The organism is Streptomyces sp. NPDC087844, assembly GCF_044742785.1.
GTDB lineage: Bacteria > Actinomycetota > Actinomycetes > Streptomycetales > Streptomycetaceae > Streptomyces.
On record NZ_JBIUVD010000035.1, the window covers coordinates 1 to 15151 of the forward strand.

Sequence of the window (15151 nt, forward strand, 5' to 3'; positions counted from 1 at the left end):
ACCCCCCAGGTCATGCCTTCGACAGGGGGACACAGTCATGCCGGACCCGGAGGCCAGCGGCCCCGTTGCGGAACCGCAGAAAACATAACGGGGGGGGGCGGAGCGACCGGCAGTTCTCAGGGGCGCGGGGAACTGCGCGGCCAGCCCCCACCGACCCGCACCTCACTACGGCGGGCCGCAGTTTTCAGGGGTGCGGGGAACTGCGCGAACGGCTCCCACCGGCCTGCGGGAGGTGAGTGACCCGCAGGTCAGGGGGCAGAGTGCGCGTAAGCAAGAGATAAGAGTTGAGCCCCCACGACTCACCTCTGTTGACCGAGCGGCAAGCGTCATGCACACTTGAGTCCGTTCCACTCAAGTCATTGCTGGAGGAATTGAAATGGCACGTGCGGTCGGCATCGACCTGGGCACGACTAACTCCGTCGTCAGCGTTCTGGAGGGCGGTGAGCCCACCGTCATCACCAACGCCGAGGGCGCCAGGACCACGCCGTCCGTCGTCGCCTTCGCCAAGAACGGCGAGGTGCTCGTCGGCGAGGTCGCGAAGCGCCAGGCGGTCACGAACGTGGACCGGACCATCAGGTCCGTGAAGCGTCACATGGGCACGGACTGGAAGATCGAGCTCGACGGCAAGCACTTCAACCCGCAGCAGATGAGCGCCTTCATCCTGCAGAAGCTGAAGCGCGACGCCGAGGCGTACCTGGGCGAGAAGGTGGCCGACGCGGTCATCACCGTCCCGGCGTACTTCAACGACTCCGAGCGCCAGGCGACGAAGGAGGCCGGCGAGATCGCGGGCCTGAACGTCCTGCGCATCGTGAACGAGCCGACCGCCGCCGCCCTGGCGTACGGCCTCGACAAGGACGACCAGACGATCCTCGTCTTCGACCTCGGTGGCGGCACGTTCGACGTGTCCCTCCTGGAGATCGGCGACGGAGTCGTCGAGGTGAAGGCGACGAACGGCGACAACCACCTCGGTGGTGACGACTGGGACCAGCGCGTCATGGACTACCTGGTCAAGCAGTTCAACAGCGGCCACGGCGTGGACCTCGGCAAGGACAAGATGGCGCTCCAGCGCCTGCGCGAGGCCGCCGAGAAGGCCAAGATCGAGCTGTCCTCCTCCACCGAGACCTCGATCAACCTGCCGTACATCACCGCGTCCGCCGAGGGCCCGCTGCACCTGGACGAGAAGCTCACGCGCGCCCAGTTCCAGCAGCTCACCGCCGACCTTCTGGAGCGCTGCAAGACGCCGTTCCACAACGTCATCAAGGACGCCGGCATCCAGCTGAGCGAGATCGACCATGTCGTTCTCGTCGGTGGCTCCACCCGTATGCCCGCCGTGGCCGAGCTCGTCAAGGAGCTGACCGGCGGCCAGGACGCCAACAAGGGCGTCAACCCGGACGAGGTCGTCGCCATCGGCGCCGCCCTGCAGGCCGGTGTCCTCAAGGGCGAGGTCAAGGACGTCCTGCTCCTCGACGTGACCCCGCTGTCCCTCGGTATCGAGACCAAGGGAGGGATCATGACCAAGCTCATCGAGCGCAACACCACGATCCCGACCAAGCGGTCCGAGATCTTCACGACGGCCGAGGACAACCAGCCGTCGGTCCAGATCCAGGTCTACCAGGGCGAGCGCGAGATCGCGGCGTACAACAAGAAGCTCGGGATGTTCGAGCTGACCGGTCTGCCGCCGGCCCCGCGCGGGGTCCCGCAGATCGAGGTCGCCTTCGACATCGACGCCAACGGCATCATGCACGTGACCGCGAAGGATCTGGGCACGGGCAAGGAGCAGAAGATGACCGTCACCGGCGGCTCCTCGCTGCCGAAGGACGAGGTCGACCGCATGCGCCAGGAGGCCGAGCAGTACGCGGACGAGGACCACCGCCGCCGCGAGGCCGCCGAAGCCCGCAACCAGGGCGAGCAGCTCGTCTACCAGACGGAGAAGTTCCTCAAGGACAACGAGGAGAAGGTCCCGGGCGACGTCAAGACCGAGGTCGAGACGAGCATCGAGGAGCTCAAGGCCGCGCTCAAGGGCGAGGACACCGCCGAGATCCGTACGGCCACCGAGAAGGTCGCCGCCGTCTCCCAGAAGCTGGGCCAGGCGATGTACGCCGACGCGCAGGCTTCCCAGGGTGCCGCCGGCGCCGAGGCCCCGGGCGCCGGCCCGGACGCCGGTGCCAAGGCCGCCGACGACGACGTGGTCGACGCGGAGATCGTCGACGAGGACCGTGACCGCAAGGACGGTGCCGCGTGACGGAGGAGACCCCGGGCTTCGACGAGCAGCCCGACGTCCCCTCCGGCGCCACCCCTGAAGACGCCGAGCCGAAGGCCGCCCCCTCCTCCGCGGAGGACGGGGCGGCCCCGGCCGGGGACACGGCAGCAGCTCAGTCAGCAGCCCAGATCGCAGGCCTGACGGCCCAGCTGGACCAGGTCCGTACGGCGCTCAACGAACGCACGGCGGACGTCCAGCGGCTCCAGGCCGAGTACCAGAACTACCGTCGCCGGGTCGAGCGCGACCGGGTCGCGGTCAAGGAGCTCGCCATCGCGAGCCTCCTGACCGAGCTCCTGCCCGTGCTCGACGACATCGGCCGCGCGCGGGAACACGGCGAACTGCTCGGCGGCTTCAAGTCGGTGGCCGAGTCGCTGGAGACCGTCGCGGCGAAGATGGGCCTGCAGCAGTTCGGCAAGGAGGGCGAGCCCTTCGACCCGATGATCCACGAGGCCCTGATGCACTCGTACGCGCCGGACGTCACGGAGACGACGTGCGTGGCGATTCTGCAGCCGGGGTATCGCTTCGGCGAGCGCACCATCCGCCCCGCGCGGGTGGCGGTCGCCGAGCCGCAGCCCGGCGCGCAGCCCGTCAAGGGCGACGAGACGGATGCGGGGACCGCGGCGGCCGACGACAAGGAGAGCGGTGGCCCGGACGAGGGCTGACGTGGAACAGGGCGTACGCGCGCCCCTTTGCAAGGAGAACGTCGAGCGCGTACGTGACGGTGGCGTACGGAAGGAGGGGCGTCGAGGATGAGCACCAAGGACTTCATCGAGAAGGACTACTACAAGGTCCTCGGCGTCCCCAAGGACGCCACCGAGGCCGAGATCAAGAAGGCGTACCGCAAGCTCGCCCGTGAGTTCCACCCGGACGCCAACAAGGGGAACGCGCGGGCCGAGGAGCGCTTCAAGGAGATCTCCGAGGCGAACGACATCCTCGGGGACCCCAAGAAGCGCAAGGAGTACGACGAGGCCCGCACCCTCTTCGGCAACGGCGGCTTCCGGCCCGGTCCCGCGGGTTCGGGCGGCAACTTCAACTTCGACCTGGGGGACCTCTTCGGAGGCGGCCCCCAGGGCGGAGCGGGCGGTGGCGGTCCGCAGGGCGGGGCCGGTGGCTTCGGCGGCGGCATAGGCGACGTCTTCGGCGGACTCTTCAACCGCGGCGGCGCGGGTCCGGGCGCCCGGACGCAGCCGCGGCGCGGCCAGGACATCGACACCGAGGTCACGCTCAGCTTCACGGAGGCGGTGGACGGCGCGACCGTCCCGCTGCGGATGACCTCGCAGTCACCCTGCAAGGCCTGTTCGGGCACCGGCGACAAGAACGGCACACCGCGCGTGTGCCCGACCTGCGTCGGCACCGGCCAGGTGGCGCGCGGCTCGGGCGGCGGGTTCTCGCTGACCGACCCGTGCCCCGACTGCAAGGGCCGCGGCCTGATCGCGGAGCACGCGTGCGCGGTCTGCAGCGGCTCGGGACGCGCCAAGTCGTCCCGGACCATGCAGGTCCGTATCCCCGCCGGGGTGTCGGACAGCCAGCGCATCCGGCTGCGCGGCAAGGGCGCGCCGGGCGAACGGGGCGGGCCCTCCGGCGACCTGTACGTCACGGTGCACGTGGACACGCACCCGGTCTTCGGCCGCAAGGGCGACAACCTCACCGTCACCGTGCCCGTCACCTTCACGGAGGTGGCGCTCGGCGGCGAGGTCCGCGTGCCCACGCTCGGGGGGCCGCCGGTCACCCTGAAACTGCCGCCGGGCACGCCCAACGGCCGCACCATGCGGGCCCGCGGCAAGGGCGCGCTCCGTAAGGACGGCACCCGCGGGGACCTCTTGGTCACCGTCGAGGTGAGTGTCCCGGCGGACCTGACGGGGAAGGCTCGTGACGCGCTTGAGGCGTATCGCGAGGCGACCGCGGAGGAGGATCCGCGGGCTGAGCTGTTCCAGGCCGCGAAGGGAGCATGAGGACACCATGGACGCACCCGGACGCCGTCGGCAGAACTCCTTCACCGGCAGAGCCTACGAGCTGACGGAAGAGACACCGGTGTACGTCATCTCGGTGGCGGCCCAGCTCTCCGGTCTGCACCCGCAGACGCTGCGTCAGTACGACCGCCTTGGCCTGGTCTCCCCGGACCGCACGGCCGGGCGCGGCCGGCGCTACTCGGCCCGCGACATCGAACTGCTGCGCACCGTCCAGCAGTTGTCGCAGGACGAGGGCATCAACCTCGCCGGCATCAAGCGCATCATCGAGCTGGAGAACCAGGTCGCCGCGCTGCAGTCCCGGGTCGCGGAACTGTCGTCGGCCCTGGAGGGCGCGGCGGCGACCATGCAGCAGCGCGAGGCCGCGGTCCACGCCTCGTACCGCCGCGACCTGGTTCCGTACCAGGAGGTCCAGCACACGAGCGCGCTCGTCGTGTGGCGCCCGAAGCGGCCCCCGACGGACTGACGCGCGCGTCAGGACACAGGCGGCACTCGCCCTCGCGAAGGGGCCCGGAGGTTCACCCGAACCTCCGGGCCCTTCCGCTTTCGCGTCCCTTCGGCTTTCGCGTCCCTTACGTGACCGGCGGCAGCGGCGGCCCGCCGACGGCGCCCGGCGCGGGCAACCGGGCGGTGGAGTCCGTGTACTTGAGGAGGAGGCGGGCGAATTCGAGCCGCTCGGCCTCGGGCCAGTCGCGGGTGATGTATTCGAACGCCTGCCGCTGCTGGTGGCGGAAGCGGTTGAGGAGGGCGGTGCCTTCCTCGGTGAGGTGGAGCACCGTGCGGCGGCCGTCCTGCTGCGAGGCCGCGCGGACCAGGTAGCCGTGGGAGATGCAGTCGCTCACCATGCGGCTGGCCACCGAAGGGTCCACCAGCAGGTGCTCGGCGAGCCCGCCGACCGTCATCTCCGCGTCCGCCTCGGCTGCCTCGTCGACGATGTTGAGGACCAGGTTGCGCTTGAGGTCCTTGGGGCCCGACGGGGGGTCGACCGGCGCCTGCATGGTGCGCCGCCTGAGCCGCGCGAAGGCCGCGCCGACGGCATCCAGGAGGGCCTCGCCCTGCGGCATGGAGGCGTCCGTGTCAGTCACCCGCGCAGCCTATCGCATGTGCCTGCACGTCACACATACCTGCACGTCACAGATACATGCACGTCACAGATACATGCACGTCACAGATGCATGCAGACGTGCATGGAGTTGCCAGTTGCATTAATGTGGTTCTCGCGGTGGGGAGCACTCGGCACCAGCGGAGCGATCGGCCTGCCCGGAGGAGAGAGTCATGATCACAGCCATCATCAACGGCAGGGTGTTCGACGGTGAGCACGTGCGGGAGGACACCACCGTGGTGCTGAACGGTGCGCGGATCGTCCAGGTCGGAGGTGAACCGCCCGCCGGGGCGGAGACCGTCGACGCCAGGGGCGGCACCCTGCTGCCCGGTCTGTTCGACGCCCATGTGCACACCTCCGACGAGGCGCTCGCGCTGGCACTGCGGTTCGGGATCACCACCGAACTGGAGATGCAGGGCATGAACACCGGGCCCACCCGCAAGCACATTTCGGAGAACGACTCCCTCGCCGACGTGCGCTCGGCGGGCTTCGGCATCACCCCTCCCGGGGGCCACCCCAGCGAACTCATGCCGAAGGGCTTCAAGCCGGGAGGCCACCGCGGGCCGGGCGAGGGGGCCGCGCCGCGCGAGATGCCCCTGATGCCGTTCTCGACCACGCCCGAGGAGGCGGTCGGTTTCATCCCCCGGCTCGTCGAGGCGGGCTCGGACTACATCAAGTTCATGGTCGACGACGGCAGCGTCGAGGGCCACCCAGGGCTGCCCATGCTCGACCAGGCGACCCTGACCGCCGGTGTCGCGGAGGCCCACCGGCACGGGATGCTCACCATCGCCCACACGCTGACCGTCGACGCGACACGGATGGCGATCGAGGCCGGCATCGACGGTTTCGCCCACCTGTTCATGGACCAGCCCCACACCGACGAGATCATCGGCCTCATCGCCGCCTCCGGCGCGTTCGTCGTCCCCTGTGTCGTCCTGAACGCCTCCATGATGGGCATCACGGGATCGTCCCTCGCCGAGGACCCACGCGTCGGGTCACGCCTGAACGAGGCGTGGACGAACGTCCTGAACACGAGCTACGACCGCTATCCGCAGGGCAGGCTGGAGGACGTACTGGCCTCGGTCAAGGCCCTGCACGACGCCGGCGTCGACCTCCTGGCGGGCACCGACGCGGCCCCCATGCCGCTGATGTTCATGGGCGGCGTGATCCACGGCGCGAGCGTCCACCAGGAACTCCAGTACCTCGTCCGGGCCGGCCTCACCCCGATCCAGGCCCTGCGCGCGGCGACCGCCACCCCGGCACTCCGCTTCGGGCTTGAGGACCGTGGCCGCGTCGCCGAGGGCCTGCGGGCCGACCTGCTCCTCGTGGACGGCGACCCCACGACCACGATCGGCGACACCCTCAACCTGCGCGAGGTATGGCGCCGCGGCACCCGCACGACGCTCTCGGCCGCATAGGGGGCGTGTCCGCCGACCGAGCCGGTTCCAGCAGGCCGGCCCGGGACGGCCGCGGCCGACGGTGCCGGATGCGTGGACGCCGGTGGTGCGTACTCGCTGGCGTGGCTGTTCCCGATGTCGGGTACCCGGCGCGGTGCGGCCAGGCAGGGCTTCGCCCGTGGGGGCGCGGTGGGTAGGTCTCCTCGCACGGCCTCAGACCCTTTCGGTCTTCGGCCGCCGCGCGACGAAGACGAACTCGCGGCCCGGCCGGTCGGGTGCGTCGCGGACGTCCTCGACGACATACCCTTCGGCCCGCAGGTCCGCCTCGATCTCCCGCCGCTCGCGGAAACGCAGCGTCGAATCCGACGTCAGCTCCTGGCCGTCGGCGGCGAACACATAGGTGTGGCGGAAGCTCACCAACTGCCCGCCGACCCCGGTCACCCGGACCCAGCTCTCGACCGCGCCGACCCCCGGGATCTCCGTCACGCCGTACGAGGCCTCGCGGGTCCACTCCTCCCAGGCGCGCCGGGCCGGATCCCGGGTCTCGAAGACGAGATGCCCGCCGGGCCGCAGGGCTTCGTAGGCACCCCGCAGGGTGGCCTGCCATGCCCGGGCATCGACGATCTGCTGGGCCACGTTCGCCGTCATGGTCGCGAGGTCGACCCGCAGGGGTGGGAGCGTGGTGGCGTCACCGTGGATCCAGCGCACCTGCTCGCTGCCGGGTTTGGCGCGGGCCACGTCGAGGGACGCCCGCGCCGGATCCACCCCGACGACCTCGATCCCGCGTCCGGCGAGCAGCAGCGCGAACACGCCGGTCCCGCAGCCGATGTCGAGCACGCGCCGCACCCCGAACTCCTCCGCGACACGCACGTACGCGTCGAGGTCGCGGCGATCGGGATCGAGAGGGTCGTAGACCGCGGCGAGCCGGGGGTGAGTGAAGCTCTCGTCAGCCATGGCCCTGCGCGCGGGCGCGGACGTGGGCGTGGTGCAGCAGTCCTGCGAGGCCTTGCGGGGTGGTGGCGAGGATGGTGTCGGGGGTGTCGCTCTCGCGGAGGCGGAGGGTTCCGTCGGGGGCGGGGGCTATGTAGAGACACTCGCCCTGCGGACCGCCGCTGAACGTGGACTTCTGCCAGGTGATTTCGGGCACGCCGTCCTCCTTTGGCCTCGTCAGGCTTGGGCCTGCGTGAGAGGGAGCTCTGCTGAGGTGGCGCGGGAGTGGTGCAGCAGTCCTGCGAGGCCCTGCGGGGTGGTGGCGAGGATGACGTTCGGGGTGTCGCTCTCGCGGAGGCGGAGGGTTCCGTCGGGGGCGGTGGCTATGTGGAGGCAGTTGCCCTGCGGGCCGCCGCTGAACGTGGACTTCTGCCAGTTCAGTGCAGCACTCGGATTCTGTTCGGCCTTGTCAGTCATGGGCCCGCTTGGTGGTGCGGGCGTGCTGCAGGAGTGCTGCGAGGCCCTGCGGGGCGGTGGCGAGGATGACGTCCGGGGTGTCGCTCTCGCGGAGGTGGAGGGTTCCGTCGGGGGCGGTGGCTATGTAGAGACACTCGCCCTCTGGGCCGCCGCTGAACGTCGACTTCTGCCAGTTCAGCTCGGGCATCGAGGCCTCCCTAGAGGGTGTAGAGGACGTGCTGGATGAGGGCCAGCGAATCCTTCACGGAGTGTGCATCAGGGGCCAACGATACGTCGATAGGGGGCAGGGCGTTCTCGGCGAGATGGCAGAACAACTTGTCGTACCGCTCCAGACTTGCCCTGTCGCCCAAGTACTGGAGTCCGACGGGTTTTTCGAGGACGACGGTGCCCAGTTCCGGGAGCCTTGGGATGACGTGGACAAAGTTTCCGCTGAGAGCCGCGTACGCCGGGGCGCTGAACGGATAGACCTGGATGGTGACGTGCGGAAGGCGCGCGAGTTCGACGAGGTGCAGTAGTTGCTCGCGGGCCACCTTTGTTCCGCCGAACTGCATGTGCAGCGCTGACTCGTGGATCACTGCGTGCACCGCGGGAGGAGCTTGGCGGGTGAGTACCTGCTGTCGTTGCATACGGAACTCCACGGCACCTTCCTTGCGTTCGAAACCGAGTCCAGGGCTGGAGAAAATGGCCCGGGTGTACTCGGTCGTCTGGAGCAGCCCTGGAATGAACAGCGACTGATGCATCCGCAGGGCAGTGCAATCCGACTCCAACTCCGCCGTGTTGAGCGCATCCAGACCTCGACGCTTCTTGTGCGCGGTCCACCATCCTTTGCCGCTCGCCTCAGACATGGACACCAGTTCGTCAATGTAGGGCTTGTCTGTGCAACCATAAACATGGCACAGATTCAGTAGTCGCTCCGTCAGAATGGTTGTGCGGCCAAGCTCGATGTGGCTCAGCTGGGCTCGGCTCATACCGATGCGTTCGGCGCCCTCACCAGCACTCAACCCCGCTAGTTCGCGCAGGTGTTTGAGTTCTGAGCCAAGTCGTCGCTGACGTTCGCTGATGGTGGTGCGCAGTCCCACGGGACACTCCTCTGATGGCTCGCCCAAGTCTGCACCGCGCGAAGAGGTCAGTCCATCGAATCGGCGAATAGGTTGAGATTTACATCCTCTTGGTCTTACTGTGTGTGTCGAATCCGTAACCCACTGAAGTCGCGCATCCCTGCCCCGCCCACAAGCCGACAGAGCACCCGCCCCTCCATCCAGGAGCGCGCGGGCATCGCCATCGCCGGGCCCGAACCACGACTGGAGCCCACGTCAATGCAACCCGCCCGAACCGCTCCCCACCGACTGGTTCAGCTGGAGCACGCGTACAGCCTGTTCGTGCCCGGCGACGCCACCGCGCCCCGCGTCTGCCGGGACTTCGTGCGGGCCGTACTGTTCACGCACGGGCGGGAAACTCTCGTCATGCCCGCCGCGCTGTGCACCTCGGAGCTGGTCACCAACGTCCACCTGCACACCAAGGGCGCCGCCATACTCAGAGTCCGCCTGAACTCGACGCGCCTCCACGTGAGCGTCTTCGACGAGAGCCCCGACCCACCTGTCGTGGCGCGCCCCGCCGCGGGGGCCGTCGCCTGCTGGGGGAGAGGGCTTGCCCTGGTCGAGGAGGTGGCGGACAGGTGGGGCGTCGCCGACGCGAGGACCGGGCGGTACGCGAAGGGGGTGTGGTTCGAGCTGCGGCCGACGGTGTGAGCCGTTCCCGCCCAGAACGGCCGGCCCCAGACCCTCGCCCAAGGCCCGGTCGGCGCCGGGGCGGCGAAAATCTTGGTGTGCGGGGCCGACGGAACCGGGTAACGTCTTTGGCATGTTCTTCCAGACGCCGATTTACGAGTGAGAGCGCGACGGGCCCCCGGCTGACGTCCCTCGATGTCGCCGCCCGTCCCTCACCGACGAATTCCGTAGATCACTTCACATCAGCACCGGGAGAACCCGTGACCGTGAGCAAGAACATCAACAACCCCGTGGGCCAGGGCGGCGGCCAGCGCAAGAAGCAGTCCCGCGCCGAACGGCAGAACAACGGCCCGTACCGCAACGCCGACCGCCAGGGCGCGGCCGACCAGAAGGCGGAGCTGGTGCGCAAGATGCGCGAGAAGGCAGCCGAGGCCGAGGCCGCCCGGCAGGCGGACGGCGACAGCGCACAGAGCTGACGCACCGCCGCTGCGATCCGCCGGTCAACCGGTGAGCGGCGGATCGCAGCGGAACCCGTGCGTACCGATGCAAAGCAGGCCTACCGCCCCAGCGTCTGCCACACCGTGAGCGCCAGCGCCAGGCATGACGTGGCCGCTGCCAGTGACGGCAGCGGCCAGCGTGCGCGTTCCAGCGCCTCGATACGGGCCTCGTGCTCGTCGAGGGCCTTGTCGGTCTGGTCGACGCGCTGGAGTACGAGCGCGAGGTCGCCCCGGGTGGTGGCGAAGCCGACGTCGACCGAACGACGCAGGCGCTCCAGTTCCAGGACGACCTCCTCGGTCTCGGTCGTCGTCATCGGGTACCTCCCGTGTTCGTAGTCCGTCAGGCGTCAGGTGCCGGATGCCAGGTGTCAGGTGCCAGGTGCTCGGCACGCGCGGTCCGTCCCAGCTCGCGCGGCCCCGGGATGCCGTCCGCCGCCATGCGCCCGTGACCGAGGCCGCGCTGCCGGGCCGCGTACGAGAGGACGCCAGCCGGTGTCCAGACGGGACCGGGGCCGGACGCGTACCGTCCGTACCCCTCTGCCACGAGCCGCCTGCCGACCACGGTGCGGTGCACCATCACCCCGTGCATCGTGCATCGTGCATCGTGCATCGCGCACCTGCACCATGCACCGCACCTCGGCGGTGAGGGGTGCGGCCGTGACTGTCCTCAGTTGTCGGTCGTCAGCTGACGGGGGTGACGGTGATGTAGCGGTACATGAACGTGGCCGTTCCGGCGGTGCAGCGGTAGGCGGCGGTCGCCGTGTACGCGCTGTTCGGGGTCAGCCCGGTGACGAGGTACTGGGTGCTCCCCGAGATCTGACCGGTGCCGGTGGAGATCGCCGAGCGGCTGTCGGCGGCGGCCAGCACGACCGTCGAGCCCGAACTGGCGCGGACGTTCGCCGACATGAGGCAGGTGCCGGCCGCGGCGCTGTTGCTGATGCGCGAGCCAAGCGACACGAGCACGGAACCGGCCGCCGGCGCCGTGAAGGTCGCGACCGTCGGATCGCCGGTGGAACCGGTGAGCGTCTCCACGAACGCGGTCGAGGCGGTCGTACCGGCCGTAGCGTTCGCCTTGTGCACCGGCGACGGGGCGAGCTGGGCCCAGACGCTGCCGGTGTAGTACCAGTACTGCTTCGGTGTGCCGAGCCAGCAGAGCATGCCCGCCACGGGGGCGGTGACCTTGGTGTCCCGGGCGGCGCTGTCGGCGAACCGCAGCACCGTGCGGCCGTCCACGGCGTCGGCGAGCGACTGGATGTGTACGGGAATGTTCGCCGCGTCGGCCGGCTGCGGGTACGGGAGACTGCCGAGCGGAGTGAGCAGGGCCATGACGGCCTCCTCCTGTGACTGGTCCTGAACGAAGGGGATCGGCTGCGCGGTCAGGCGCCGAGGGGCGGCGGGAGCGTGTCGGCGGGCGTGCCGCCGTCGCCGTCGCGTGTCGTCGGGCTGTCGATCGGCACGGGATGCGCCACGCTGCCGTCGGGCTCGGGCTCGGGCTCGGGCTCGGGCTCGGGCTCCGGCTCCGGCTCCGGCTCCAACTCCGGCTGCGACAGCACTGTTTCGAGGGGAGATTCAGTCATGCCGCCACACTCCCCGTTCCCCTGAGCAGCTCCCGATAGGTGACCCCGCTGTCGGTCAGGACAGCCAGCGTCGCGTTCTGCGCCTCGATCAGGGAGTACGTACGGGTCGTGCCGTACTCCGGATCGACCGGCGGGTCAGGGGCGAGCCCGGTGTCGGACGGCACGCCGTTGTAGGAGGTGCCGCGCAGGGTGAGGGTCTGCTGCGGGGCCGCGCCGGACGCGCAGGTCGTGCGGATGCCGACGACCCAGGCGAGCGTGTCGAGCGCGGCGCCGCTGGTGTCCACCACCCGTACGACATCGCCGAGTTGGATACGGGGATCGTGGAGCACCTCCACGTCCCCGAGCACCGGCACCGGATAGCGGCCGGCGTTGAGCATGGCGTACGACAGGTCGGAGGCGACCTGCCGCTGCTGCACCCAGTCGGTGGCGGGCGCCTGGTAGACCTGCTTGCCGTAGTGCGCCTGGCTCGTGGTGTTGTACCAGGCGTAGGTGCGCCGGCGCGGGTCGCCCGTCCGCTTCTGCGGCACGATCGTCACGGACGGCTTGCCGTCCTTGGTGACCGTCCAGACGCTCGCCGTCCCGTGGTTGGTGAAGCGGACGATGTAGTTGGGCCCGTCGCGCCGGGAGCCGACCGTCACACCGCCCTTGACCGAGGTGCCGCCGGTCACCGCGCTGCCGAAGCGCACCCGGTGCCCCGTCATGGGCGCGATGTCGTCCTCGATCTGGGGCGGTCCGATGTCGAGTTCGTCCTCCGCGATGGCGTAGGCGACCTCGACCGAGGCGCCCGGCTGGATCTCCCGTACGACGGTGTCGGTGACCGTGTCGCTGAAGGTGTGGCTGACGCCCGTCCAGTCCTGGTAGGCCTGCTCGCAGTAGTTGCGGCAGGCGTCGATCTCCTCGGAGACGGTGAGTGCGGCGATGTCACGGCGGGTCGTCACCGTGAGGTCGGGCCGCTCCGGCACCGACTGGAACCGGGCCGGTCCGCGCCAGCGGAAGACGCCCTGCTCGTCGAACTCGGCGGTCGACAGGGTGGCGCGGGCGATCTCGGTGATGGCGTCCCACTGGGAGCCGGCGACCTCGGGCAGGTCGAACAGCGGCACGGTCGCGTCGTCGAGCACCGCGCCCTTCGCCCAACGGCCCTTCTGCTCCCACTCGTCGGCGGTGTACGAGTCGCCGTCCGGCCAGGAACGGTCGGTGACCTGGAGGCATTCGACGGCCACGTCCGTCTTGAGGTTGACCTGGGACAGCTCGGAGGGCGGCTGGAGTGCCGCCGCCTGCGTGAAGGTGAAGGGCGCGGTCGGCAGGTACGCCCCGTCGGGTGCGGTGAGCCGCGGGTACACGGCCGCCGGGGTGCTCCCGCCGACGGCTCCCGCCCGGGTGTCCACCGTGAAGCCGAGGTGCCACACGCCCTTGAGGGAGGCGAGTTTGGGGAACGTCCAGCTCGCGACCGTGCCGCCACCGCCGACCGTACCCGAGGTGATCTTCACGACGCCGGTCGCGAAGTAGACGTTCATCGCGTAGTTCCCGAAGGCTCCCGCGCTGCGGTCGAGGATCAGCTTGAGCTCCAGCTCGCTGCCCACCGAAAGCGCGGTGTTGACGTGCAGCTCCGCCTGGAACACCTTCCCGGCCACGACGAAACGGGACCGCGGCATCCAGGACACCTCAAGCCCGGCAGCCTTCGGCATCAGCGCCGTCTCGAACGGGGCCCCGTCCCGGATCCAGGAGTATGCCGCCGGTGCCGGCAGCGTCTCGGGCTGTCCGTAGGAGGCGTTGAAGCCGCCGTGCAGTGAGGCGTAGAGCACGGTGAACGGCTTGGCGGGGTCGTCCGCCACGGCCGCCGCCCGGGGCGGCGGGCAGCTGTGGATGCCGCCCTGGCGCAGGAGTTCGTCCACGCACCAGGTCGCGGTCGCCACCGGCCGCCCGTACCGCAGACCGTGGTACGGGCGCGGCAACTGCGCGGGTCCGCGCAGCCGTTCCGCACCGTCCAGCGCCTGCACGGTGACGGTGTCGCTGCCGGACGCGGCCGTCCGGGACCGTACCGTGCCCCGGAAGGCGGGCACCGTACGGCCGCCTGCGCCCGCCCTGTGGACGACGGACTGGCCGGGGCGTACGACGTCGCCGGTGCCGCGGCCCGCCCAGGCCGAGTACAGCAGGGGCGCGGGCGCGCCGGCGCCGCCGAGGAGCAGTTCCAGCTGGGCCGACGCGCTTCCGGAGAAGGCGCGCAGGGCCTCGGGCAGATCGGTGCTGTAGGCCCGCTCCACCTTCCAGGACTGGATCTGGGCGCCCAGCTCACGGCCGCCGAGCCGGGTGGCGTGGGCCGGGGAGCGGGCCGGGGCGGCGAGAGCGGCGCCGAGCAGGTCGTCGGAGTTCTGCACCTTCTACACCTCCACCAGGTCGATGCTGATGTTCCGGTACGGCAGCCGGGTCGCCGGGACGTCCGTGTACGCGGTCACGGTCATCGCCGGGCAGCCGTCGCCGAGCGCGTACGCGACGGGGTCCGCGTCGATGGTCAGGCAGGCGCCCGCCAGTCCGGCGAGCACTGCCTCACCGGGGCCGCCGACCGGCGTGACGAACGCGGCCTCTGCCGGAGCGGTGCCGGTGACGACGTTCGCACCGGTCACGGCCGTGGTGGCGAGATAGCTCTCGTCGGCGCGCTTCCAGTCCAGCTGAGCCGTCGCGAGCGCCGGATTCCAGTCGGGCGGCACCCGCCAGGACACCCGCATCCCGGGGGCCACCGGCCAGCCGGTCCACGTGCCGTGCTTCCAGCCGATCCGGGTGGTCTCCCCGAAGTCCCCGATGACGGTGTCACCGGTGTACGGGAGCACGCCGAGCGAGCCGGTCACGGTGAACCAGTGGTCGGTGCCACCGGGTTCGAGGCTCTGGGCGGCGGCCTGGTACGGCCCGAGCAGATTGACGGAGGCCGGGTCGACGACGGCGAGCGGTCCGTACGACGGCTTCGGGCTGCCGAGCAGACCGGGCCCTTCGACCCGACGGGCCAGCCGGGTGAGGTGCTGGGCGTCACCCGGTTCGAGCCAGTCCCAGGAGAACTTGAGCCGGCGGACCGTACGCGGCGGGGCGACGGTGGTGACGCGTCCTTCCAGTGACTTGAACTCGGTGACGTTCAACTCGGCGGTGCGGTCCCAGCTCTTGGCGGCCTGGTCGATCTCCCGCAACAGACCGGGTTTGCCGATCCACAGGTTCCTGGCCATGTCCTTGC

Annotated in this window: 19 protein-coding genes; 7 read left to right on the forward strand and 12 right to left on the reverse strand. The window is 70.1% G+C overall.

The genetic code is table 11. From position 1 onward, the window contains the following. Positions 1–376 precede the first annotated feature (376 nt). The 4 genes from dnaK to ACIOKD_RS39710 all read left to right on the forward strand — a co-directional run bounded on the left by dnaK (position 377) and on the right by ACIOKD_RS39710 (position 4693). Positions 377–2242 (forward strand): molecular chaperone DnaK, encoded by a 1866-nt coding sequence (gene dnaK, locus ACIOKD_RS39695; protein WP_402093196.1) that lies wholly within the window; start codon positions 377–379, stop codon positions 2240–2242. Continuing rightward, entirely contained in the window at positions 2239–2922 is a 684-nt protein-coding gene (gene grpE, locus ACIOKD_RS39700; protein WP_402093198.1) for a nucleotide exchange factor GrpE, read from the forward strand. The genes dnaK and grpE overlap by 4 nt, the downstream gene beginning before the upstream one ends. Positions 2923–3009: 87 nt before the next feature. Continuing rightward, the gene (gene dnaJ, locus ACIOKD_RS39705) at positions 3010–4212 is read left to right on the forward strand and encodes a molecular chaperone DnaJ (protein WP_402093199.1); all 1203 of its coding nucleotides are present in this window, start codon (positions 3010–3012) and stop codon (positions 4210–4212) included. 7 nt (positions 4213–4219) lie between these two features. After that, entirely contained in the window at positions 4220–4693 is a 474-nt protein-coding gene (locus tag ACIOKD_RS39710; RefSeq protein ID WP_402093200.1) for a heat shock protein transcriptional repressor HspR, read from the forward strand. 106 nt (positions 4694–4799) lie between these two features. Here ACIOKD_RS39710 and ACIOKD_RS39715 read toward each other — a convergent pair whose 3' ends face one another. Next, positions 4800–5312, reverse strand: coding sequence for a MarR family winged helix-turn-helix transcriptional regulator (locus tag ACIOKD_RS39715; RefSeq protein ID WP_402093201.1), 513 nt, complete (start codon positions 5310–5312; stop codon positions 4800–4802). A 190-nt stretch (positions 5313–5502) separates the two neighbouring features. On the opposite strand from ACIOKD_RS39715, the gene ACIOKD_RS39720 reads away from it, so the two are divergent. After that, positions 5503–6747 (forward strand): amidohydrolase family protein, encoded by a 1245-nt coding sequence (locus ACIOKD_RS39720; RefSeq protein ID WP_402093202.1) that lies wholly within the window; start codon positions 5503–5505, stop codon positions 6745–6747. A gap of 192 nt (positions 6748–6939) precedes the next feature. On the opposite strand, the gene ACIOKD_RS39725 is transcribed toward ACIOKD_RS39720, so the two are convergent. Genes ACIOKD_RS39725 through ACIOKD_RS39745 form a run of 5 tightly spaced genes read right to left on the reverse strand, consistent with a single transcriptional unit; the run spans position 6940 to position 9212 of the window. Then, positions 6940–7680, reverse strand: coding sequence for a class I SAM-dependent methyltransferase (locus ACIOKD_RS39725; protein WP_402093203.1), 741 nt, complete (start codon positions 7678–7680; stop codon positions 6940–6942). Beyond that, complete coding sequence (locus ACIOKD_RS39730) at positions 7673–7873, reverse strand: DUF397 domain-containing protein (protein WP_402093205.1); 201 nt, start codon at positions 7871–7873, stop codon at positions 7673–7675. Before ACIOKD_RS39730 ends, ACIOKD_RS39725 begins: the two co-directional genes overlap by 8 nt. A 20-nt stretch (positions 7874–7893) precedes the next feature. Then, complete coding sequence (locus ACIOKD_RS39735; RefSeq protein WP_402093206.1) at positions 7894–8133, reverse strand: DUF397 domain-containing protein; 240 nt, start codon at positions 8131–8133, stop codon at positions 7894–7896. Beyond that, positions 8126–8320 carry a DUF397 domain-containing protein gene (locus tag ACIOKD_RS39740; RefSeq protein ID WP_402093208.1) on the reverse strand — a complete coding sequence of 65 codons (195 nt, stop codon included), beginning with the start codon at positions 8318–8320 and terminating at the stop codon, positions 8126–8128. Before ACIOKD_RS39740 ends, ACIOKD_RS39735 begins: the two co-directional genes overlap by 8 nt. Positions 8321–8330: 10 nt before the next feature. Further along, positions 8331–9212 (reverse strand): helix-turn-helix domain-containing protein, encoded by an 882-nt coding sequence (locus ACIOKD_RS39745; protein ID WP_402093209.1) that lies wholly within the window; start codon positions 9210–9212, stop codon positions 8331–8333. A 237-nt stretch (positions 9213–9449) separates the two neighbouring features. Between ACIOKD_RS39745 and ACIOKD_RS39750 the strand changes: the two genes are divergently transcribed. Both ACIOKD_RS39750 and ACIOKD_RS39755 read left to right on the forward strand, forming a co-directional pair. Beyond that, entirely contained in the window at positions 9450–9881 is a 432-nt protein-coding gene (locus ACIOKD_RS39750; protein ID WP_402093210.1) for an ATP-binding protein, read from the forward strand. A 239-nt stretch (positions 9882–10120) separates the two neighbouring features. Further along, a complete protein-coding gene (locus ACIOKD_RS39755; protein WP_402093211.1) occupies positions 10121–10336 on the forward strand; it encodes a DUF6243 family protein in 216 nt (71 codons plus the stop codon). Between the two features lie 80 nt (positions 10337–10416). On the opposite strand, the gene ACIOKD_RS39760 is transcribed toward ACIOKD_RS39755, so the two are convergent. The 6 genes from ACIOKD_RS39760 to ACIOKD_RS39785 all read right to left on the reverse strand — a co-directional run bounded on the left by ACIOKD_RS39760 (position 10417) and on the right by ACIOKD_RS39785 (position 15143). After that, complete coding sequence (locus ACIOKD_RS39760; RefSeq protein ID WP_402093212.1) at positions 10417–10671, reverse strand: hypothetical protein; 255 nt, start codon at positions 10669–10671, stop codon at positions 10417–10419. A 26-nt stretch (positions 10672–10697) separates the two neighbouring features. Next, complete coding sequence (locus tag ACIOKD_RS39765; RefSeq protein ID WP_402093213.1) at positions 10698–10967, reverse strand: hypothetical protein; 270 nt, start codon at positions 10965–10967, stop codon at positions 10698–10700. A 71-nt stretch (positions 10968–11038) separates the two neighbouring features. Further along, entirely contained in the window at positions 11039–11683 is a 645-nt protein-coding gene (locus ACIOKD_RS39770; RefSeq protein WP_402093215.1) for a hypothetical protein, read from the reverse strand. A 50-nt stretch (positions 11684–11733) separates the two neighbouring features. Next, positions 11734–11934, reverse strand: coding sequence for a hypothetical protein (locus ACIOKD_RS39775; RefSeq protein WP_402093216.1), 201 nt, complete (start codon positions 11932–11934; stop codon positions 11734–11736). Continuing rightward, positions 11931–14309: a hypothetical protein gene (locus ACIOKD_RS39780; protein ID WP_402093218.1), complete on the reverse strand. Its 2379-nt coding sequence runs from the start codon at positions 14307–14309 to the stop codon at positions 11931–11933. The genes ACIOKD_RS39775 and ACIOKD_RS39780 overlap by 4 nt, the downstream gene beginning before the upstream one ends. Positions 14310–14312: 3 nt before the next feature. After that, complete coding sequence (locus ACIOKD_RS39785; protein WP_402093220.1) at positions 14313–15143, reverse strand: hypothetical protein; 831 nt, start codon at positions 15141–15143, stop codon at positions 14313–14315. Positions 15144–15151 lie beyond the last annotated feature (8 nt).